Source organism: Candidatus Methanoperedens sp. (assembly GCA_012026795.1).
In the GTDB taxonomy this organism is placed as follows: Archaea; Halobacteriota; Methanosarcinia; order Methanosarcinales; family Methanoperedenaceae; genus Methanoperedens.
Genome location: VEPM01000019.1, coordinates 1 through 21,188, shown reverse-complemented (window position 1 = coordinate 21,188; position 21,188 = coordinate 1). Strand labels below are relative to the sequence as shown.

The 21,188-nt window shown below is 42.0% G+C and carries 16 protein-coding genes and 1 tRNA gene; 9 read left to right on the top strand and 8 right to left on the bottom strand.

Annotated elements, in window-relative coordinates:
* Positions 1-35: 35 nt before the first annotated feature.
* Positions 36-812: a nickel pincer cofactor biosynthesis protein LarB gene (larB, locus tag FIB07_10400; GenBank protein ID NJD53265.1), complete on the bottom strand. Its 777-nt coding sequence runs from the start codon at positions 810-812 to the stop codon at positions 36-38.
* A 148-nt stretch (positions 813-960) separates the two neighbouring features.
* Here larB and FIB07_10395 point away from each other — a divergent pair, with 148 nt between their 5' ends.
* The gene (locus FIB07_10395; protein ID NJD53264.1) at positions 961-3,624 is read left to right on the top strand and encodes a calcium-translocating P-type ATPase, SERCA-type; all 2,664 of its coding nucleotides are present in this window, start codon (positions 961-963) and stop codon (positions 3,622-3,624) included.
* Here FIB07_10395 and FIB07_10390 read toward each other — a convergent pair.
* From FIB07_10390 to FIB07_10375, 4 genes are read right to left on the bottom strand one after another with little or no spacing between them, the layout of a single operon-like run.
* Positions 3,574-5,172, bottom strand: a complete 1,599-nt coding sequence (locus FIB07_10390; GenBank protein NJD53263.1) for a phenylalanine--tRNA ligase subunit beta — start codon at positions 5,170-5,172, stop codon at positions 3,574-3,576. The two genes, FIB07_10395 and FIB07_10390, sit on opposite strands and share 51 nt — an antisense overlap.
* Positions 5,173-5,210: 38 nt before the next feature.
* A complete protein-coding gene (locus FIB07_10385; GenBank protein NJD53262.1) occupies positions 5,211-5,783 on the bottom strand; it encodes a zinc ribbon domain-containing protein in 573 nt (190 codons plus the stop codon).
* 1 nt (position 5,784) lies between these two features.
* Entirely contained in the window at positions 5,785-6,105 is a 321-nt protein-coding gene (locus tag FIB07_10380) for a hypothetical protein (GenBank protein ID NJD53261.1), read from the bottom strand.
* Positions 6,105-6,578 (bottom strand): hypothetical protein, encoded by a 474-nt coding sequence (locus FIB07_10375; GenBank protein ID NJD53260.1) that lies wholly within the window; start codon positions 6,576-6,578, stop codon positions 6,105-6,107. Before FIB07_10375 ends, FIB07_10380 begins: the two co-directional genes overlap by 1 nt.
* A gap of 218 nt (positions 6,579-6,796) precedes the next feature.
* Between FIB07_10375 and FIB07_10370 the strand changes: the two genes are divergently transcribed.
* Genes FIB07_10370 through FIB07_10360 form a run of 3 tightly spaced genes read left to right on the top strand, consistent with a single transcriptional unit; the run spans position 6,797 to position 8,336 of the window.
* On the top strand, positions 6,797-7,333 hold the full coding sequence (locus FIB07_10370) for a class I SAM-dependent methyltransferase (protein ID NJD53259.1): 537 nt from the start codon (positions 6,797-6,799) through the stop codon (positions 7,331-7,333).
* Between the two features lie 40 nt (positions 7,334-7,373).
* Positions 7,374-7,799, top strand: coding sequence for an FAD synthase (locus tag FIB07_10365; protein NJD53258.1), 426 nt, complete (start codon positions 7,374-7,376; stop codon positions 7,797-7,799).
* A 21-nt stretch (positions 7,800-7,820) separates the two neighbouring features.
* Positions 7,821-8,336 (top strand): hypothetical protein, encoded by a 516-nt coding sequence (locus tag FIB07_10360; protein NJD53257.1) that lies wholly within the window; start codon positions 7,821-7,823, stop codon positions 8,334-8,336.
* Positions 8,337-8,630: 294 nt separating this feature from the next.
* Here FIB07_10360 and FIB07_10355 read toward each other — a convergent pair.
* Both FIB07_10355 and aroA read right to left on the bottom strand, forming a co-directional pair.
* A tRNA-Met gene (locus FIB07_10355) sits at positions 8,631-8,741 on the bottom strand.
* Between the two features lie 73 nt (positions 8,742-8,814).
* Positions 8,815-10,095 carry a 3-phosphoshikimate 1-carboxyvinyltransferase gene (gene aroA, locus FIB07_10350; protein NJD53256.1) on the bottom strand — a complete coding sequence of 427 codons (1,281 nt, stop codon included), beginning with the start codon at positions 10,093-10,095 and terminating at the stop codon, positions 8,815-8,817.
* 251 nt (positions 10,096-10,346) lie between these two features.
* Here aroA and FIB07_10345 point away from each other — a divergent pair, with 251 nt between their 5' ends.
* The 4 genes from FIB07_10345 to FIB07_10330 all read left to right on the top strand — a co-directional run bounded on the left by FIB07_10345 (position 10,347) and on the right by FIB07_10330 (position 13,420).
* Positions 10,347-10,637 (top strand): hypothetical protein, encoded by a 291-nt coding sequence (locus FIB07_10345; GenBank protein NJD53255.1) that lies wholly within the window; start codon positions 10,347-10,349, stop codon positions 10,635-10,637.
* 93 nt (positions 10,638-10,730) lie between these two features.
* On the top strand, positions 10,731-12,617 hold the full coding sequence (gene speA / locus FIB07_10340) for a biosynthetic arginine decarboxylase (protein ID NJD53254.1): 1,887 nt from the start codon (positions 10,731-10,733) through the stop codon (positions 12,615-12,617).
* Positions 12,618-12,727: 110 nt separating this feature from the next.
* Positions 12,728-13,066: a hypothetical protein gene (locus FIB07_10335; protein NJD53253.1), complete on the top strand. Its 339-nt coding sequence runs from the start codon at positions 12,728-12,730 to the stop codon at positions 13,064-13,066.
* Positions 13,067-13,096: 30 nt separating this feature from the next.
* Entirely contained in the window at positions 13,097-13,420 is a 324-nt protein-coding gene (locus tag FIB07_10330; GenBank protein ID NJD53252.1) for a hypothetical protein, read from the top strand.
* Positions 13,421-13,439: 19 nt separating this feature from the next.
* On the opposite strand, the gene FIB07_10325 is transcribed toward FIB07_10330, so the two are convergent.
* A complete protein-coding gene (locus FIB07_10325) occupies positions 13,440-14,858 on the bottom strand; it encodes an NAD(P)/FAD-dependent oxidoreductase (protein ID NJD53251.1) in 1,419 nt (472 codons plus the stop codon).
* A 397-nt stretch (positions 14,859-15,255) separates the two neighbouring features.
* Here FIB07_10325 and FIB07_10320 point away from each other — a divergent pair.
* Positions 15,256-21,188: hypothetical protein (locus FIB07_10320; protein NJD53250.1), on the top strand; the 5,933-nt coding region annotated here is incomplete at its 3' end.

Genomic DNA, 21,188 nt, shown 5'->3' with positions numbered 1-21,188 from the left:
AGACTTTAAGATAGTTCTTTATACTATATATTTGTTTATACCTGTTTTCGGTTTTTGGCGGCCAGATTTGCGATCCTGGCTGCAAAAGCCCCGGCCACAAAACCCGCATCGATATTAACTACAGCAAGAACAGAACAGGACTGGAGCATGGATAATAGCGCAGCATCACCCTTTCCGCCTGCGCCATACCCGGTTGATACAGGAACCCCGATCACCGGAACGTCAACCAGGCCCGATACTATTGCAGGAAGTGTTCCTTCGCGGCCAGCAGCAACAACCACTGCATCCACTCCAGCTCTTGCGAGTTTTGCCAGTTCAGGAAAAAGCCTGTGTATCCCTGCAACACCTACATCATATATTGCAGTTACGGAACAACCCATTTCTTCTGCTATTACTTTAGCCTCTTCTGCAACAGGGATATCAGCAGTACCGGCAGAAATAACACCAATTCTTCCCTCTGTTCCGGGTATTGATTCTCCTATGATCACGATTCTTGCACGTTTTTCCCACCTGATCCTGGAATTCGTTTCATTTGCTAATGATTTTAATGAATTATAATTATCCTCACATGCACGGGTTATTATGGCACGGCCTTCATTTTTTAAATGGACCCGTGCAATTGAAACTACATCTTCGCTGGTCTTACAATCAGCGATTATGGCTTCTGGAATACCCACTCTCTTGGCGCGGTGAATATCCACCTTTGCAATATCTGATAATAATTCGAAGTTTATGATGCGAAGCTGCTTTTCTGCTTCATCAAGACTTAAATCGTTATTTTTCACTTTTTTTAATATATCAGATATATCCATGCACTGGATAATGCTGACATATCCTTTATTTTTTTGCATACATCAAAATTTATTATCTGATGCGCTCATTTAGTCATGAAATCAGGGGGATTTTACGTCTACCGACCTAACGCTAAATAAATATTATGCACAGGATATCAAATCGGTTATGGGATCACTGGGTACCTCAACTGCAGGACTCACAGAACAGGATGCTGCAACGCGCCTGGATAAATACGGACAAAATGAAATTATCCAAGAAAAAAAAGTATCATACCTTGAAATGCTGCTATCCCAGTTCAAGAGTTTTCTTATTATTATATTGCTGGCAGCAGCGGCCATATCTGCTTTGCTGGGTGAACTCGCAGATTCTGTAATAATTTTGCTGATAGTCATACTCTCAGGTATCCTTGGTTTTTTCCAGGAATACAGGGCACAAAATGCGATTGATGCATTAAAGCAGATGGCAGCCCCGACAGCACGGGTAATAAGGGACGGCAGGGAATCAATAATACCCGCAGCAAAGATCGTGCCCGGGGATATTATTTTTTTGCATACGGGCGACGGGGTACCTGCCGATTCCCGCCTCATTGAAGCTATCAATCTGGAAATGGATGAAGCACCACTTACAGGAGAATCGGTTCCTGTCCGGAAAAAAGCAGACAAATTAGAAGAAGAACTCCCGGTAGCTGATAGGAATAATATGGCTTACATGGGAACATCGGTTTCAATCGGAAGGGGAAAAGCTGTTGTTACTGCCACCGGGATGCAAACTGAACTTGGCAGGATCGCAGGGATGCTGGAGAAGATCGAAATAGAAAGAACGCCTTTGCAGGAAGCACTTGACAGGTTAGGTACATGGATCGGGATAATTACCATTGTTGTTGTTGCAGTGGTATCAATTCTCGGGATCTTAAGTGGATTTGGAACTATAGAAATGTTCATCTGGGGCGTTGCGCTGGCAGTCGCTGCTGTTCCTGAGGCTCTTCCTGCTGTTGTTACAGTGTGCCTTGCACTGGGGGTGCGAAGAATGGTAAAACGCCATGCCCTGATCAGGAAACTGCCATCAGTGGAAACACTGGGTGCGACTACGGTTATATGCTCCGATAAAACAGGAACGCTAACCCATGATGAAATGACGGTCACAAATATTTTTGTTGATGGCAGAATGCTTGAAGTCACAGGTGCGGGTTATGAACCAGAGGGATATTTTCTTGAAGGTAACCGGAAAATTGATCCGGAAAAATACAATGATCTTAAAATATTGCTCCTGATAAGCGCCCTGTGCAACGATTCTGAGCTTATTAATGAAAATTCGGTATGGCATATAAAAGGCGATCCCACAGAAGGAGCACTTGCTGTTGCAGCTGTAAAGGCCGGGATACGCAAACAGGACATTGAAAAAACATTTCGGCGCAAAGATGAGATCCCATTTTCATCAGAGCGCAAAATGATGACAACGATATGTGAAACACCTGATGGGCTGTATGCATATTCAAAAGGCGCACCTGAAATAATACTGGATTCATGCACCCGCATTTATCATAACGGCTCTGTTGTTGATCTTGACAGTGCAGGGAAAGAAAAGATTTACGATACCGTCAAAATAATGGCGAAAAAGGCGCTTCGAGTAATGGCTTTTTCATACAAACATTTAGAGAACCACCCGGTTAACAATGACACTGAGAAAGATATGATTTTTGCAGGGCTTGCAGGTATGATCGATCCGCCAAGGGAAGAGGTAAAAGAGGCAATTGCAACATGCAAAAAGGCCGGGATAAAGACCGTCATGATAACAGGTGATCATGAAATCACAGGCTCTGCTATTGCAAAGGACTTAGGACTGCTCGAAGAAGGGGAAATGGTGCTGACAGGTGTGAAACTTGATAACCTGGATGATAAAGAACTTGATAATATTGTTGAAAAAGTTTCCGTATATGCAAGAGTTTCACCCGCACATAAAATGCGAATAATTGATGCATTAAAAAAGAAAGGGCATGTTGTGGCAATGACAGGTGATGGTGTAAACGATGCGCCGGCCCTTAAGGCTGCGGATATTGGGATATCTATGGGGATAACCGGAACTGCGGTCAGCAGGGATGCATCAGATATGATCCTTACGGATGACAATTTTGCATCCATTGTAGCTGCGGTTGAGGAAGGAAGAAATATATACAAAAACATCAAGAATTTTGTACTGTACGGGCTTGGATGTCATATCGGGGAAGTGCTTATTGTACTTACTGCGATGCTTTCATGGCAAACAATGCCGCTTATTGCTATCCAGATACTCTGGATAAACCTGATCACCGACGGTCTTCCACCCATGGCGCTTTCAGTTGAACATCCTGATATCGGGCTGATGAGGCAGCCTCCCAGGAAGCAGGATGAAGGGATAATTACAAAAAGAGTGATCCTTTACAGCTCTGGAGTTGGAGCTTTGATAGCAATGCAAGCACTCTTTATTTTCAAGTGGACTCTTGATAATTCCGGAATTGTGAAAGCACAGACAATGGTTTTTACTTTGATCGTCATCTCAATGATGTTCAATGCATTCAACTGGCGCTCTGAGCGGCTCAGTGTTTTCAGTATAGGTCTTTTATCAAACAGGACGCTTATTTATGCTGTTGCAAGTACGATCCTGTTGCAGCTTCTGGTTATTTATACTCCGTCCCTGAATGGTCCTTTTAACACGATACCTCTTGGCATTACTGATTGGGGTATAATCCTTATTCTTGCATCCACCACGCTGATTTTTGTGGAAGCAGCAAAGTCCATTGAATCATATTTTCAATTCAAATCCGATAATCGGATGCTCAAGCCCAAAGTTTGAGATAACCTCAGGATGGATCTCACCGAATACCCCGGCCTTTTCATTATTAATCAGGACATCAGCGCACCTTCCCTCAATGAATGCGGGATCGTGCGACTCTGCGACCGTGTATCCTATCCGTCTTTCCCTCAAAACGGCGTCAACGATCGCCTGGATCTCCGTAAAGTTAGCCTGCGGGTGTATCGCAACGCATCCAAGACGCTGGTAAGTCCTGCAATCAAGAACAACTTCCCCGGCTTCATAAATTCGCTGCGGCAGCTCCCTGTGCTTATTGATCGAAAGTATCTCAAGAAGGTTTGGCAATATCGCCGGGCGAACGATCGTATGGTCTTCGCTTATGGGATAAAGAATATGTGTTATACCCTTTGCTTTTTCCCTTCGCATCATATCGAATTGCATTCTTTCGTTTGTGAGGGTGAAAGGCATTACTTGCAGGTAGCCAAGACCGGTCATTATTTCATTTAGCATATCTCTTGATTTTGATATCTGGTGTGACCTGCCTGTCGTGGAAGTTGATGGAAGCTCCGGTTTTATCTTATCAAAACCGTATGCTATAGCGATATCTTCTATGAGATCGCAGTTATGAAGTATATCCGAGCGGTAAGCCGGGACTGATACTCTAATTGAATTCCCTGAAATTTGCGCCCCGTACCGTATCTTTTTCAGGCTGGTGATAATTTCTTCATTAGTAAGCTTAAATCCAAGAAGTTCCGCTACTTCATTACTTTTAAGTTCCATTATTCCCGGGGATATATCCGGCGTCTCTATTTCCCCATCGACCAGGACTGATTCGATCATTCCGCCGCGTTCTGCAAGTGAAGCAACAACGATATTTAATGCAATTGATACGGCAGGATCAAGACCTGTGACCTCGATAAAAAGATCAGTCGTCCCCTGGGTGACTTTTGTAAGTTCTCCGTTTATTATGGGCGGGAATGAGAGAACATTATTGTTCGAGTCAAGAATAAGTGGAAATTTTTCGAATTTTTCAAGAAGATTTGCAAATTTGATGCCTTTGGGATGTTTTTCAAGAATATCACGCATCGATAAGGCTTCAGTGAAATCAAGCGGCGTAAATTTGAACTCCGGGTCCTGTGCGATGTACTTAAAAGGCGGCGTCAACTTTCCCATATCATGTACACCAATGGACACTTTTTTCCTGTTCCTGCCTACAGCCCAGTGCAATGATTCCTGGAGCGCCATAAGGGATTCTATGCTTCGTGAATTGAACCGCATCCCCCTGACTACGGCGCAGGCAAGATACGGGCGGATATTTTTGATCTCATTGTCTTTTGTGATTGTTATCCCCGAAGAACTTACATTGAATTCCCGAAGACCCGTTTCAATATCCAGGAATCCTTTGATCGCCCTGGCTACGCCTTCAGTGCTATAAAGATCAGGCCTGTTGGGGAAGAACTCGATATCAACATGGTCGTCCTCTATTCGTTCAATATCGCATCCCATCATGGGAATGCGTTTAATAACCGTATCCTTATCAAGGCCCGATAGTTCTTCCAGGTCATCATAATATAATGTAATAACAGGCATTTCAATCAGGCGAATAACGATTATAAGATATATTAATGTTATTGACCGGCGATAAGTTTCACCTTAGAACCACAGTACGGACACATCAACCAGCTTGGTTCAATGGTTTTCTTACAGAACCCGCAGATTTTTGCTACTTCAACTTTTTTGATCAACTGGTTACCGCAATATGAACAATTATTCCATTTAGGGTCATAAGCATTCTGGCATTTTTCACACGTTTTGTAAGTAGATGCCCATTTTTGACCTTTAAGTTCGACACCGCATTTTGTACAGAAACGATACGATACAACCACACGTTCACCGCATGCAGTACACATGGGTACGTCCTGCATAAGAGCAGGATTCAGCTTCTTTTTCAGGTTCTCAAGACAAACAGCAGCTTCGCGTTTTACCATTTCTTCAGTGTCTTTTTCAGCCAGTTGTTCAATTATTCTTACCAGGCTCTTGCTGAATTCAGGTAATTCCATATCCATTTTAGCAAAATCCACTTTATCCTGGTTTATCGAAGAAGTAATGTATTTCAAAGTCATGAATCGCGTGGCAACTATCTTGCTCTCCAGCTTTTCGAGCATATGTCTTCTTTCTTCTTCAGATAATATCTTGCCCATTTTATTCGGTGATCTCCTCTATGGATATGGATAATTGAATTGCAAACACGAAGAACAATATTAGAGTTACAGATAACAGGGCTTCAAATACCGGATGAAATCCCTCGAAAATTACAGTCCCGATAGAACCTACGGCTCTTGTGATACCCAGTAATATGAAAAGATTTATCATTATAATAAAATTTTTCCACATAACATCCATGGTTTTCAAGCCCTTCAATTCTCTTGAAATTCCCACAAGTAACTGAAATGATAAGACACTGCAGATTATAACTATCATTGATGCGACTGAATTCAGGACGATAAAGAAATCTTCGTTCATTATTCAATCTCCTCTTCATCTTTGCTAAACACAGTCCATGGCTTTGTCCTCATTGCACTAATTATTTTTCGAAGTCCGAATAATAATATGATGAAAACAATGACCTCTAACAGGGGGTCAAGAACTTTGACTATGTATGAAAATAAATCCAATCCTTCCGGGGATACTGAAACATCGTTTATGGAATTCTGGACTTTTATAACATCCAGCAAAATACCGAACGCTCCGATTATATTCCAGAAAACAAACAATACCATTGAAATTGAGAGGTATTTCCAGCTATTGGAGCCTTTTAGAGACCTTGACCACAATCCAGCCGCAAGATAAGTTGCGCCGCATATTCCCAGCAGGAATGATATCAGGCGGACAATTGTGCCGCTCATATCTATTCCATTTATGGTTCCTTCAATAGCTGACTCAGTTATGATTGGAACAGGTACTGGCGCAAGTAACATTAATGATATTTCCATCATTTCTTAAATGACCTCAATTAATAAATTTCAAACTTATTCTTATTTTCAATTAATCAGGATATAAACCAATTTGTGAAGAACGTGTGAGGTTTCAGGGATATTAGCAGTGAAGGATTATTTTTTAACGTTTTTATATTATTCACATATCATGAAGCCATAACACTTTATAAATACTTTCACATTATCATTTAGTTTGATGTGATAAAGGTGTGAATAATATGATAAAGAAAAACTCGATACTTGAAATAAGCTGCGGAAGTCATTCAAATCTGTATAAAACAAAAGGAAGGGAATGGGATATGTTCGTGGGCATAGATATAAAAATGAGCCTGTGCAGGCAGGCAAAAAAGCAAGGGCTGGAGGTGGTATGCTGCGATGCATTCAACCTGCCCTTCAAGCCGAAATCATTCCAGGATGTATATATCCAGTGCTTCACCGCTCTTCTTGAAAAAGATGCCCTTTCCGATGCGTTCCGGAAAAGCAATTATGATGAGTTCTGTGAATTTATGGGCAACGAGATTGATTATGCCTGGCAGGTGATCGATCCGTTCTATGAGTTGCTGCTTGAATGCAAGCAGGTGAGCGAACACATAATATGTCTTCCTTCATGCAATATTGAAATGAACAAATATCTTGTGAATGCTGTTAAGAATCTTCCCGCTGTTACGATCGATGTTGATTACTCAAAGAACTGGGGAAGAAAAAAAAACGTCTGTGTAATGTTCCTGGATATTGACTGTACAATATACATTTAATTACAAACATTTTTAGCAATTAAGGATAATCTTAGATGCCATGGTCAGAGTTCTGGCAACGGGTACATTCGATTTGCTGCACCCAGGCCACCTGCTCTATCTTTCAAAATCAAGAGCGCTGGGAGATGAACTTTATGTCATTGTGGCGCGGGACTCGATGATAAAACATAAACCAAAACCCATAGTTCCTGAAAAACAGAGGCTGGCTATGGTCCAGGCGCTGCGTATGGTGGATGCGGCAATGCTGGGGAGCGAGACTGATATGTTTCTGCCCATCAGGCAAATAAAACCGGATATTATCGCGCTTGGAAAAAATCAGTTTTTCAATGAAAAAGAGCTTGAGGCAAAGTTGGCTTCCAGGGGGATAGAAGCAAAGGTGGTAAGGATCCAGTCTTTTGAGCAGGGCGAGCTTTACAGTTCTGCGGCGATTATCAGAAAGATTCTTGAAAGGAACGGCTTCGATTGAAGAGGAATAAGATGATACAAATTGTTCTCACTCATCAGGCACAATTATGGGTTATCGACAAAAGAAGACTATCACGATGAGGATCTTGTGGCAGTTTTTGGTGAGGTCCAGAGGTTCCAGAAGCTCTATCCGGCTTTTATAACCCAGCTTCAGAAATACTGGGATATGCGCGGAAAGGAGTCAAAACTGTTCCTGATAACTTCCGGTTCCTCTGTCGGAATGATCAAGAAAATATTTATTGAAGGAGGCGCTCCGCTTTTCAGGAGAGAGGATAATATCGTCACCATCCAGCCTTTCAAGGTGGCGCAGATATTTCAGGTGCTTGACGAACTTGGGATAAAGTCCCTGGATGAGAAGCTTAACCTCTACTTCCTTTTCGGCGGTACCATCTACTACTATCGGCTGCTTGAAAAATGCGAATGTAAGAACCTCAAAGATGCATTTGCAAATCTAATATTCAATGACCTTGCGCCGCTTCGGCGAGAAATGGGCGACGTACTGATAAGAGGGCGACCACAAAACTCAGTGAAGAGATAGAGGTAAAACTCGACCAGAACAGGACTGCAGTATACATGGTCAGGCTCACCACAAAGTCCGATGAGGAGATAGGCAGAGTTTACTTTGACAAGGACACAGAAGACGTAAGGTATTGCTATCGCAAACAGATCAGGGCAATGTTCCATGAGATAATCAGAGCACGTCGCTCACCCTTGTCAGACCGAACGGCGCGGTGTACTTCATCCCCTATGTTCACGCCGATATGGTCCAGGAGAGGAAGTATTGTCAAAGGAGCTTGCCAGTTCTGGCATCAAGATCGGACAAAAAGTTCTATGCCCAGGACGGGATCCGAACCCGTGACCTCCAGATTTCTCAGGAGACTTTAAGCGCCTCTTCAAATTTACCCTATGAGTCTGGCGCCCTAACCGACTAGGCCACCTGGGCATATCCCTCCCCTACATGCAAAGATGTATTAAAATATATCGTCTTTGGGCTGGACCATCTATCAGATAATAACCTATTTTTCCGGAAAATCAACATTCGCACCGCTCTTTTTTAAATCCTCAAAGAACCCGGGATATGAAATGCTGACGGATTCTATTGTATCGATGGTGGTTTCGCCTGCCGCCACCATTCCTGCGATAGCAAGCGCCATGACGATCCTGTGGTCATCCCAGCCATGCACTGTTGCTCCCTTTAACTTGCCGCCTTTGATTATCAACCTGTCTTTTTCCTCTGTAATGTCCACACCCATTTTTTTAAGTTCAACTGTCATTGCATGGAGCCGGTCAGTTTCCTTGTATCTTACATGTTCAGCGTTCTCGATGATCATTTGTCCGCTGGAAGCAGCCCCCAGCACAGCAAGCGTAGGAACCAGGTCTGGCGTCTTGCCCACATCCACTTTGATGCCGCAAAGCTCGCTTCTGGATACTCTGACATCTCCTTTTTTCCGGTCCCATGAGATTTGTGCTCCCATTTTTTCAAGTATCCCTATCAATGCAGAATCACCCTGTTGCGAAGGGAACAGGTTTTTAATAGTGACGTCACCGCAAAGCGCTCCTGCTGCCATCATATAGGAAGCTGAGGAAAAATCTCCGGGAACGTTATATGACCTCATATCATACTTCTGATCCGGGGATATGGTAAATGAATTCGTTTTTTCATCAACGATTATGCTGGCTCCTGCATCTTTTAACATGTCAATTGTAATATTAACATACGGCCGTGATTTCAATTCACCTTTTATCATTATGGTGGTCTCGTTTTGTGCAAACGGGCATGCGATCAGAAGTGCGGAAATGAACTGTGAGCTTATTGAACCATCAATATGGACTTTTCCTCCTTTCATTTTACCCCTGACGACTATTGGTGCCAGGCCATTATTGCGCGTGGAAAATGCCATTGCTCCAAGATCATTGAGAGCATTCAAAAGCGGTGCATTCGGTCTTGTCCTGATGCTTGCATCCCCGGTAAGTACAGTAGCTCCATCAACAAGAGAGGATACCGCAGTCATTATTCTAAGTGTTGTGCCTGAATTTGCAACATCAAGCACATTATCAGGAATTTTTAATTTTCCATCAAATCCTGTAATAAGGAGGGAATCGTTTTTTGTTTCAACAGTTGCTCCGAAAGCGATGGCAGCCCTTATAGTAGCTTTTGTATCCTCTGAGATCAGGGGGTTATGGACTGTGGCTTTCCTGGAGAGGGCTGCGATGGCAATAGCCCTGTGAGTGTAGCTTTTGGATGGCGGTGCAAAAACTATGCCTTTTATTTCGGATCTATTGATTGTCAGTTTCATGTGTTGAACATGCTAATTGAAGATGCAACTATTTATAATTTATATTGTGGGTTAGTCGCCGTTATCATTTTTCGTTCATTATTAGTGAATCATACATATTTCCCTTGAAAGGAAACGATACGATAAACCGCAAAACTTGAATTCCTATCGGTTATTTAACGCTGGATGCTATGTATGTAATGTTCTGCATTGTCGTCATCATCATCACTATCATCAGTTAACTATATTATGGTCTGAAAGAAATTACTGCTGTGAATCAGTATAACAAATACCGGGTTGAAGGACAGAAGGACGAAAGTGCTGTAACTGCAAAAGGATCACCAATTAAAATGCTGAGGATCCTTGGTCTTATGGCATTGATAAGCTACATGATAGTAATCCTGTTTACCTGGATATTTGCAAACCTGGGAGGTTATGTTTATTTTTCCGCAGGCGAACCTGTATTGTCCATAAAATATATTGAATGGATGCTCGGGTTCCTCGGCATTTTTGTTGCAACTTATTACCTGCATAAGGAATTAAATGATGATAGATTATATTAATTACTATCTTAAGATATTCGACGGAAAACTTTAAACCCGATCAAGTATTCTTGCGCTGGATTTATCAACAATGAGGACGTGAATTCTAAATAAATGTGGAAAATTGAGGATGCTATAGAACTTTATGGGATAGAGCGATGGGGAAGCGGTTATTTTTCAGTTAATAGAAATGGGAATCTGATTGTCAAACCAACAAAAAATGAAGCACAGGTCATAGATCTCAAAAATGTGGTTGATAATCTTGTATCAAAGAAAATAAATTTTCCAATATTATTCAGGTTCCCTCAAATCCTTGAATCACAAATAAAAACATTGAATAGCGCGTTTTCAAATTCAATATTAGAATATAAATATAATAACACTTACCAGGGGATTTTCCCCATGAAAGTGAACCAGCGAAAAGAAGTGATAGAAGAAATCGTTAAATCCGGCAAAAAATATAATATGGGGCTGGAGGTGGGAACGAAGGCTGAACTTCTTGCTGCATTGTCCTTCGACCTTAGCAACGATGCGCTTCTTATCTGCAATGGATTCAAGGATGACGAATATCTTCATATGGCTTTGAATGCCATCAAATTGGGCAATAAAGTTGTCATAATCATCGATGAGTTCAGCGAGACAAAACGCCTGCTTGAGATTGCAAAACAATTGAATGTGAAACCGATAATTGGCATCCGTGCAAAACTTTACTCAAGGGGAAGCGGCAAATGGGCTGAATCCGGTGGAGAATCCTCAAAATTCGGCCTGTCAACCACAGAGATACTCGAATGTGTAAAGATCATCAGTGAATACAATATGATCGACCAGCTCCAGGTGCTTCATTTCCACATTGGCTCCCAGATTACGGAAATAAGGAGGATACAGAAAGCAGTCAAAGAAGCGGCAAGGGTTTATGCCAAAATAAAGTTAAAGCACATAAACATCAAATATTTCAATATCGGTGGAGGTCTCGGGATTGACTATGACGGCAGCAAGACTTCATCTGATGCAAGCGCCAATTACACGATACAGGAATATGCAAACAATGTAGTTTATTCACTGAAAGATGTATGCGATGAAGAAAATGTAAGTCACCCTATAATATTATCCGAAAGCGGCCGTGCGATTTCCGCATATCATTCCGTTCTTGTTATTAATATAAAGGGAAATAAGAACGGAGATTTAAATAAACCTGTTGAACTTCACGGAAATGAGCCCCATATAATAACGGAATTATACGATGCGCTTAAAGAAATTAATATAAAAAACTATGTAGAGTTCTATCATGATGCCCTGCTTCATCGGGAAGAGCTTCTTTCCCTGTTCAATCTGGGTGAAATTGAACTGGAGGAAAAATCAATGGGTGAGATTCTTTTCTGGCGGCTATGCGAAAAAGCTATCGGCTTTGCAAAAGAAACGGAGAACAAATCCGATGATTTCGATGACCTGAATAAACTCCTATCGAGGAAATATATAGGGAATTTTTCGGTTTTCCAATCAGTTCCGGATTTCTGGGCGATAAAACAATTATTTCCGATCGTCCCTGTCAGCAGGAACAATGAAAAACCCACAGAGTATGGTACTATAGTTGATATTACATGTGATTCAGATGGTGAGATCGATAAATTTGTAGATTTAAAGGATGTAAAAGAAATTCTTGAACTCCATGAACTGAATAACGGGTCGTATTATCTTGCAGTACTCCTGATTGGCGCATACCAGGATACGATTGGCGATTATCATAATTTGTTCGGCTCGGCAAATGAAGCTCATATCATTGTTGATGAAAGCGGTGAGTGGCACATCAAACAAATAGTCAACGGCGACAGGAATTGCGATGTCCTTGGATATGTAAAATATAACAATAGTTATCTTCTCTCAGCATTTGAATCCGAAGTAAACCAGGCAGTAAAAGAGTGCGGATTATCAAAATCAGATGCAGAAGATATCATAAACAATTATAAGAATGTAATGAACAGGTATACATACCTGGATATATGATTATTTTAATTCGGAACATATAAACATCACCATATTCATCCATGAATATCTTTATATATGGATAAATTTAATAAATAAGTGGTACTGAAGATCGAACTCGAAGTGAAACAATGGAACTAAAAAATATTAAAGGCACAGGATACGGTTTGCTCATATTGGGTCTTTTATTCATATTCTATTCAGTATATTCGATGTACAATGTATTTACCGGAGCAGAAGCTGCGCCATCCGTTATTCAAATGAACAGCGTCAAAATATCCCTTCCAACAGGCCCCGGAACCCCGCCTATGGACACAGAGCTTATATCCGGAAAAGAATCAAGCATTATGACAAACATGGGACTATGGTTTATGCTTATGACATTTGTAGCATCAGCAGGCGGAAGAATCGGGGGGCTTGGCGTAAAATTGGTTCGCGATATAAAAATCGAGGTCAAAAACGAAGATTAAAATACAGGTTACTGGTATCAAAGCAATTTAATGAATAAAAAAATTGCACTCTTAACAGTACTTGGTTCTGTTTTTTTCTTTCCGGGATTACATTCCGGAAATATTACTTTCCAGTACCTGGGTATGGGTACCTGGGTCGCAGGCCTGATATTTTTCACATTTTTTCCGAAATTCAAAGAGGTTACATCGATAATATTGGGTCTTTTGGTGCTGCATACGGGAGTATTACTTATATTAAAGGAGAACTTATCGAATGCGAAATTTGTGGGTTTTATAATCTTTACCATCGGAATTGTTTTTGTCCTGAATTCGGGTTTTTCGGATTATATGAAGAACAGAAAAAAGGAAAAATAAAAATTAAAATTAAAAAAGATCAGAGGATCTTATCCTCTTTCATGGCTTTTAACATCTCTAGAACAGAATATGCCGCCCTTGTTACTCCCATACTGCGGCTGTCCGTGTCAGTCCCTGCCAGATAAAGGCTCCTGACCGGCGAGCGCGTTCCTGCAAAATATCCATTAATGGTCACAGCGGCTTTTTCAGGTATTGTCAACTGGTAATGGATCATTTCAGTCTTATTATCTATGCCAGGTACTGCTCTTTGGATCAATTCCAGCGCTTTTTTCTTCTCGCTTTCAATGTTATTTTTCTCATCAATTACAAATGTAAATCCCACAAGCTGCTTACCTTTAGGCGCAATGCTTGCATCATAATTACTGATTGGCATCGCCCAGTATGCTCCGCCCTTGAACCACACCTCGGAGCCAGTATAATCGAATTCCTTCATTTTTTCCTTTAATCCCAGCCAGAGAGTGAGGCTGAGCGTCTGGTCTATCGTTGAAAGTTTCTTTATATAATCCGGTGGCAGTTCTATAAGTGAAGGCAGGTTTTTTACAAAACCCGTGTAAACGATCGTATCCGAAGTATATGAATCACTATCAGTAGTGACACCAATCGCTTTTTCGTTATCAGTCAATATTTTATTTACTCTTGAACTGGTTTTTATTTGCACCGATTCAGGCATCGAATATAATACCGCTTTTAACAGTGATTTCAATCCTCCACGGGGATAAGCCTGTGCATAAGATACCTTATTCGTGGCAAGCCTGCTCAGGGATGTAAGATGACCTTTTAACTGGTATTTTGACAATCTATCGGTTATCATCGATGTATAAGACGTACCAGGCGTACCTGATGCCTCCTCAACGTCTTCAAAAATATCCTCGGAAACACTGTCCCTTACAAAACTGCTCCCATATAATACACGGTTTACGGATGTGTCTTTCATGGATTTTCCTGAAAGGAAATATGCGATCGCATTGACAAAATCATATGTTTCTTCTGAGAGTCCTTTAGGAATGTAATCGTAAACAGGCTGATCCCCATCCAGCATCCCGAAGGTCATCTGGGTCAACGCTTTCGTTAATGCCTGCGAAAGCATGAGCCTGTCTTTCCCAGGGAGTACATCAAAAGTTACAAAATCTTTTATATTGGAAGGGATTTTCGTCAGACCTTTTTCAGTACGCACATAATAGTGCCCGTAATCCACAAAAAAAGGCATATATGTAAAATATTCGTCCATCAACCGCCGCAGCGGCCCTTCCCTCATATGTGTAATCGCATGAGGTCCGGTATCTACCTGGAAACCATCCACCGTATAACTGTTACAATTGCCTCCTACGGCCTCATCCTTTTCAAGTACAAGCACTTTCCTCCCGTGCTTTGAAAGAGTAAGGGCTGATAATAGCCCGCTTATTCCTCCTCCCACGATAATTACATCATAATCAGACATTTCATTTCTTATATTGGTAAAACATTATAAAAAATCTTTCTATGGGATAGTTTATTTGCTACAATAAAGTCCTGAAACTCAGGATTCATTCAACATAGCATATTGAATTGCACATTACTTAAATTGAGCAGAGTTAAGGATTAATATCTGCTTACATTATAGGAGGTATATATCATCCTGATAATATGATACTAATAATTAGTAGCATAAATCAAAACGATATATTTATATATGTCCCTTCACTTTTTATTTATTACATTCAAAAACAACGGGAAAACGGAAAAACGGGAAAAACAGAACAATTTTAAAAACGGGAATGGAAAAAACGGTTAGCTTCAGACTTTAAATTGTTTGAAATAATTAAAACTGATAGATAAAATACCGGATAGGATAGGATATGTCATTGAAAAATAGAGGGAAATACGTACGTATAGATGTTAAAAAATCAACAAAAAACCAGAGGGGAAAAAAAGCCAGTTCAATCGCTGAATTCAAAAATATTTTTTTGATCTCTGTAATATTAACTTCATTATTTGCTGTTGCACCCGCAGCCGAAGCTTATACGCCGCCTTATCAAGTGATGGTCTTTACGGATAAGCAGGTATATCTGGATTATGGATATGACCTTGCCTCAGGCGTTAGATCCAGTAGTAATGACAATACAAAAGGCTCTTTTAACCAGAGACCAAACGTATTTGCAGTGCTAATGGACTCGGACGGTAATATCGTTAGAGGTCTTACGAGTGCCAATTTCAGCGGGAATCTCTCTGATGTGGAGAGATGGAACCATACGGGCGTTGCACTCAACAACTATCCATTCTATCAAGTGATATCGACCGGCGGTATGTATTACCCAAGCTCTACCAATACCTTTCCAACTTTTACAGATACCGATAATGATGGGATCTTCAATTCCACCCGGGATGTTACAGATGTCAATGATCTGACAGGGAATAAGCCCCCGACTACGGATCAACTGAACATATCCATTAATGTTACAATTAATTACCTTGGAGTCAATTACACAAAGAAAGTCTATGTTATTTTTGGGACTGCGGGTTGCTACCATCCTGGAAATACATTCACAAGCGCTCATGACAAAACTGCCCATAATGATGTCACGTGCACTACCTGTCACTGGGGCTACCAGTATGCCCTGGGAACACATGGCCCGGACAATTCCATAATGAACAGCGACACGGCCAGATTTTTGGGGGTGCCAGCATGGACTACTATAACAAATTGGGATTACAGGACCGGATTAAGAAATGGCACGAATTATGTGACTACATGGGATAACAGCAACTCAAGCTACTGTTTAATGTGTCACGGAAGCCTGTTAAATCGTAATATTCTTGACCTTGGTGTGGGAGGCAGCACAAGCGATACGGATCTAAATGATGATGGAATAAATGATGGAGGAAGACCATCCTGTTCATGGTATCAGGGTCCCTTGGGGAATAACAGCGGCTACCCCGTTTGTCATGGACCGCAGCAGGGAGTGGACGGTTCAACCAAGATCGTCCTGTCATCATTGAATGGAACGGATTGGACCGGCTGGTCGCAAAAACCCGGAGCAAGTAAATCTCATAATCATTCCGCTTCCCCGAATACTAATGGAACTGCCTGCGAATTGTGTCATGCAGGAGGCGGCGCCCCGGGTACGGGGACAGGTGGGCTGCACATGATCGCAGGTCTTCCTAACAGGACAAGTGATTTTACCAATATAAACGACCAGTGCCAGCTTTGCCATAATATTACTGACGGTTGGCTAAACGTCACATCAAATGGCGGGCTTGCTAAAAACCATTCAATAACACAATGTTCTAACTGCCATATAGATAACAATAAGATGGATTCCCATAAAATCCCCACAGGGGCTTATGGCGGCAAGTGGTGTCTTGATTGCCATAATACGACAGGAAAAGCACCTATAACTATGAAGGTAGACCCAGCCATCATCAATGTTTCAAATCCGGAATATATCCATTACGACCTGAATAAAAACTCTGATACTGCAAATTCTTCAAGAATATGCTGGGCATGCCACACTAATGATTCATATCTTGAAAATGGACGTGTGAATTCCACAAATATACCGGTTGATACTCATCCCGGAGGCTATGATACTCCACGGAACTGTACATCCTGCCATAATAATGCAAATCAGAGTCAGAATTACGGCGCAGAGCAGAATGAGAAACACACATGGTTTTCATCAGAAATGAACACACCGGCAGTGACATACTGTACGGATTGCCATGACCAGGAAGAAATGATCATCTCATGGAATCCATTGATATATCCGCCAAAGAGCAGGAACGAAACAAGCGCTCACTATGGAAAGAACAGGACTTCTTTCTTTGGTCCGCTAATTGGCACGCGTGAATATTGTGGTTATTGTCACCAGAACGAGTCTACAGTTATGGGGCCATTTGCAAACCCAATGAATGTAGTAAGGAGTGACCATGCATCCCAATCCTCCACACCGGGCTGCGGTGATTCGCAATGTCATGAACCAGGAAGATTGCATGAAACCAGTCTTGTGACCCCGAACTTTACGGAAGCAAATATCGACAGTACCTGTCTGAACTGCCACTCTTCAACAGACTACAATTTCCATAACAATAGCCTGACCTGCTGGGATTGCCATATGGGTAATGTGAGCAACACCAATCCAACCTGGATCCATCCGATACAGTTCATCCAGTACAATGGCAATTTCACAGGAGCAAAGCTAACGGCAGCAACGTGCTATGATTGCCATAAATCAACGCGCGTTGATGGTACGATCAATTCACTTTCAGGTAAAGTTTCACCGAAGATATTGGAACAATCGCATAGTAATGACCCGATGAACGGAACAAAATGGGGAGATTACTGGAGATATAATCATACAACCTATGAGTTTGCATCATATGAGATATTAGGTAACGGGACAGTTAATCCTGATTATCCCTTCGAGAATATCAAAGTCCCGAGCAACGACTATATGGAAGTTATCGAGACAAGTTCCGGAAGTTCGAACAAACCTGTTATGGTCCCATATAATGAGAACGAGCGTGAGTTCGCTTTAATCCCGGTCTCTAACTGGACATCTTCTATAGCAAGAGGTGGAACGACAACAAATGGAATTGTTAATGCCCAGCAGGACGCCACAATAGGTAATCCGGTGGGTTCTCTTAAGGCAATGTTAAGATCAGGCGGTAGCAGTGGAACTTATCGCGGATATGTATGGTGGAATTATTCATTTGAATATTCCCCTGACACCGGCGATTTCGAATATACAAATGCCAGTGCAGATTATAATATTACAGTGCCTTCAGGAAATACCCTGAACCAGACTGTTTATCTCAGGTTAGTCAAACCATCAGGTAGTTTTGTTACTCTTGCCAGCGCAAGCAGTACAACCAATACCGGCTGGCAGGAATTGAGCAATAACAGTTTCGCCTCTGCCCTGGACGAGTCCGGGTCATATAAGGTCCAGTTATATACTGAGTTCCAGGGAGTAAGGACTTCAAAGACATATACTGTAAATTATGACAATATTGTCCTTAAATTCCAGGAGAAAGTGTGGAATAGATATGAAGTAGTCATCAATACCACGGGAATTCCGTTATCTGGAGCCAGTAAGCTTGGGATGTCTTATCAGGTGCATACCGAAAATGCCTCTTTTATGATATTGAATAAGACATCAGGAACTTATGAGCTTCTTGACACTCTTAATTCAGGTGTGTTCTTTGATTATGTGAAGAATATCAGCAGCACACATCACATAGATTCGTCAGATGGAGTAACCGGTAATGTGAGTGTCAAATTCATAGATAATGACCAGGGTGATACAGATGCAGTTCCTGATAAATTACATATTCGCTACCTGTATATCTATACAGATAGGGGACTCCAGTATCCATGTGAACAGTGCCACTCGCCAAATAAGCACTATGTTTCTCCAACTTTGGGTTCGCCAGAAAAATTCAATGCTGGCAATAGTGTAAACCAGACGATCTCATCCGGCAGTACCTGGTGCCAGCAGTGCCACTGGGAGGGTGCAGCAAATTATTCAAACATGATACAGGAATTCAGTGTTGCAAGGAATCCGACTGAGAACATACCGCCTGAAATCACGGGAAATGCCACTTATGCCCCGCTTGGAGGTGCAAGGGATGGAACTGCATACTATGACCACACTGGTCTTGATATGGATGATGCCGCATGCTTCTCATGTCATGGTGCGGCTGGAGATACTACAATGACCCAGTTCATTCATAATGTACAGGAGAGCACAAATGGTACTGATACCACACCACCGGCAAGTGTTACTGCTCTTGGTGAAACAGCCACGGGTGAAACAAGCATCACCTGGACATGGACAAATCCGTCGGATCCGGACTTCGATCATGTTGAAGTGTATCTTGACAGTGTTTTCAAGACAAACATAACCTCAGGTACTTACACAGTAACAGGATTGAATGCAAGCACGACTTACATAATTGGTACAAAGACTGTGGATACGGTTGGGAATATCAACACAACCATAGTTAGTGATTCAGCAACTACAGCATCAGATGCTACCCCCCCTTCAAGCGTGACCGGTCTTGGTGAAACTGCAACCGGCGAAACAAGCATTACCTGGTCATGGACAAATCCCTCAGATCCTGACTTCGATCATGTTGAAGTGTATCTTGACAGTGTTTTCAAGACCAATGTGACATCAGGAACATATACGGCTACGGGATTGAATGCGAGCACTGCTTACACAATTGGTACAAAGACTGTGGATACTACAGGTAACGTGAATGGCACAACAATCACTGATTCTGCAATAACCTCCGCCGATGCAACACCTCCAGTAAGTGTTACCGGTCTCGGTGAAACAGCCACGGGTGAAACAAGCATAACCTGGACGTGGACAAACCCGTCCGATTCCGACTTCGATCATGTTGAAGTGTATCTCGACAGTGTTTTCAAGACCAATGTGACCTCAGGTACTTACACTGCTACGGGATTAAATGCAAGCACTACTTACACAATCGGTACAAAGACCGTAGATACAGTTGGAAATGTGAATGCAAGCATGGTCACTGATCCAGCAACCACAGCATCAGATGCTACCCCTCCAGCAAGCGTTACTGCTCTTGGTGAAACTGCAACCGGTGAAACAAGCATCACCTGGTCATGGACAAATCCATCAGATCCCGACTTTGATCATGTTGAAGTGTATCTTGACAGTGTTTTCAAGACCAATGTAACCTCAGGAACATATACAGCTACGGGATTGAATGCAAGCACCACTTACACAATTGGTACAAAGACCGTAGATACAACTGGTAACATAAATGCCACGGTAGTCAGTGATTCTGCAATAACTTCTGCGGACGTCACACCCCCAGCAAGCGTGACAGTTCTTGGAGAAACTGCAACCGATGAAACAAGCATCACCTGGTCATGGACAAATCCCTCAGATCCAGATTTTGATCATGTTGAAGTGTATCTTGACAGTGTTTTCAAGGTAAACGTGACATCAGGAACATATACACCAACCGGGCTGAATGCAAGTACAACATATATCATTGGTATAAAGACCGTAGATACAACAGGTAACGTGAACAGCACTACAGTCACTGATTCAGCAACCACAGCATCAGATGCTACTCCTCCATCAGGTGTTACTGCTCTTGGTGAAACTGCAACCGGTGAAACAAGCATTACCTGGTCATGGACAAATCCCTCAGATTCGGACTTCGATCATGTTGAAGTATATCTTGACAGTGTTTTCAAGACCAACATAACCTCAGGAACATATACGGCTACGGGATTGAATGCAAATACGACTTACATAATTGGTACAAAGACCGTGGATACAGTTGGGAATATAAATGCTACTACGATCACTGATTCGGCAACAACATCAGCGGATACCACACCCCCGGCAAGTGTTACTGCTCTTGGTGAAACAGCAACCGGTGAAACAAGCATCACCTGGTCATGGACAAATCCATCGGATTCAGACTTCGATCATGTTGAAGTGTATCTTGATAGTGTTTTCAAGACCAACGTAACATCGGGAACATACACTGCTATAGGATTGAATGCAAGCACAACGTATACCATCGGCACAAAGACAGTGGATACAACAGGTAACATGAATGGCACAACAATCACTGATTCTGCAATAACCTCCGCCGATGTAACACCTCCAGTAAGTGTTACTGCTCTTGGTGAAACAGCCACGGGTGAAACAAGCATAACCTGGTCATGGACAAATCCGTCGGATTCAGACTTTGATCATGTTGAAGTGTATCTTGACAGCGTTTTCAAGACCAATGT

Bases quoted from the DNA above. Each gene is read 5' to 3' on its own strand.
- larB (NJD53265.1), bottom strand. From the start codon at position 812: ATGGATATATCTGATATATTAAAAAAAGTGAAAAATAACGATTTAAGT.
- FIB07_10395 (NJD53264.1), top strand. From the start codon at position 961: ATGGGATCACTGGGTACCTCAACTGCAGGACTCACAGAACAGGATGCT.
- FIB07_10390 (NJD53263.1), bottom strand. From the start codon at position 5,172: ATGCCTGTTATTACATTATATTATGATGACCTGGAAGAACTATCGGGC.
- FIB07_10385 (NJD53262.1), bottom strand. From the start codon at position 5,783: ATGGGCAAGATATTATCTGAAGAAGAAAGAAGACATATGCTCGAAAAG.
- FIB07_10380 (NJD53261.1), bottom strand. From the start codon at position 6,105: ATGAACGAAGATTTCTTTATCGTCCTGAATTCAGTCGCATCAATGATA.
- FIB07_10375 (NJD53260.1), bottom strand. From the start codon at position 6,578: ATGATGGAAATATCATTAATGTTACTTGCGCCAGTACCTGTTCCAATC.
- FIB07_10370 (NJD53259.1), top strand. From the start codon at position 6,797: ATGATAAAGAAAAACTCGATACTTGAAATAAGCTGCGGAAGTCATTCA.
- FIB07_10365 (NJD53258.1), top strand. From the start codon at position 7,374: ATGGTCAGAGTTCTGGCAACGGGTACATTCGATTTGCTGCACCCAGGC.
- aroA (NJD53256.1), bottom strand. From the start codon at position 10,095: ATGAAACTGACAATCAATAGATCCGAAATAAAAGGCATAGTTTTTGCA.
- speA (NJD53254.1), top strand. From the start codon at position 10,731: ATGTGGAAAATTGAGGATGCTATAGAACTTTATGGGATAGAGCGATGG.
- FIB07_10335 (NJD53253.1), top strand. From the start codon at position 12,728: ATGGAACTAAAAAATATTAAAGGCACAGGATACGGTTTGCTCATATTG.
- FIB07_10330 (NJD53252.1), top strand. From the start codon at position 13,097: ATGAATAAAAAAATTGCACTCTTAACAGTACTTGGTTCTGTTTTTTTC.
- FIB07_10325 (NJD53251.1), bottom strand. From the start codon at position 14,858: ATGTCTGATTATGATGTAATTATCGTGGGAGGAGGAATAAGCGGGCTA.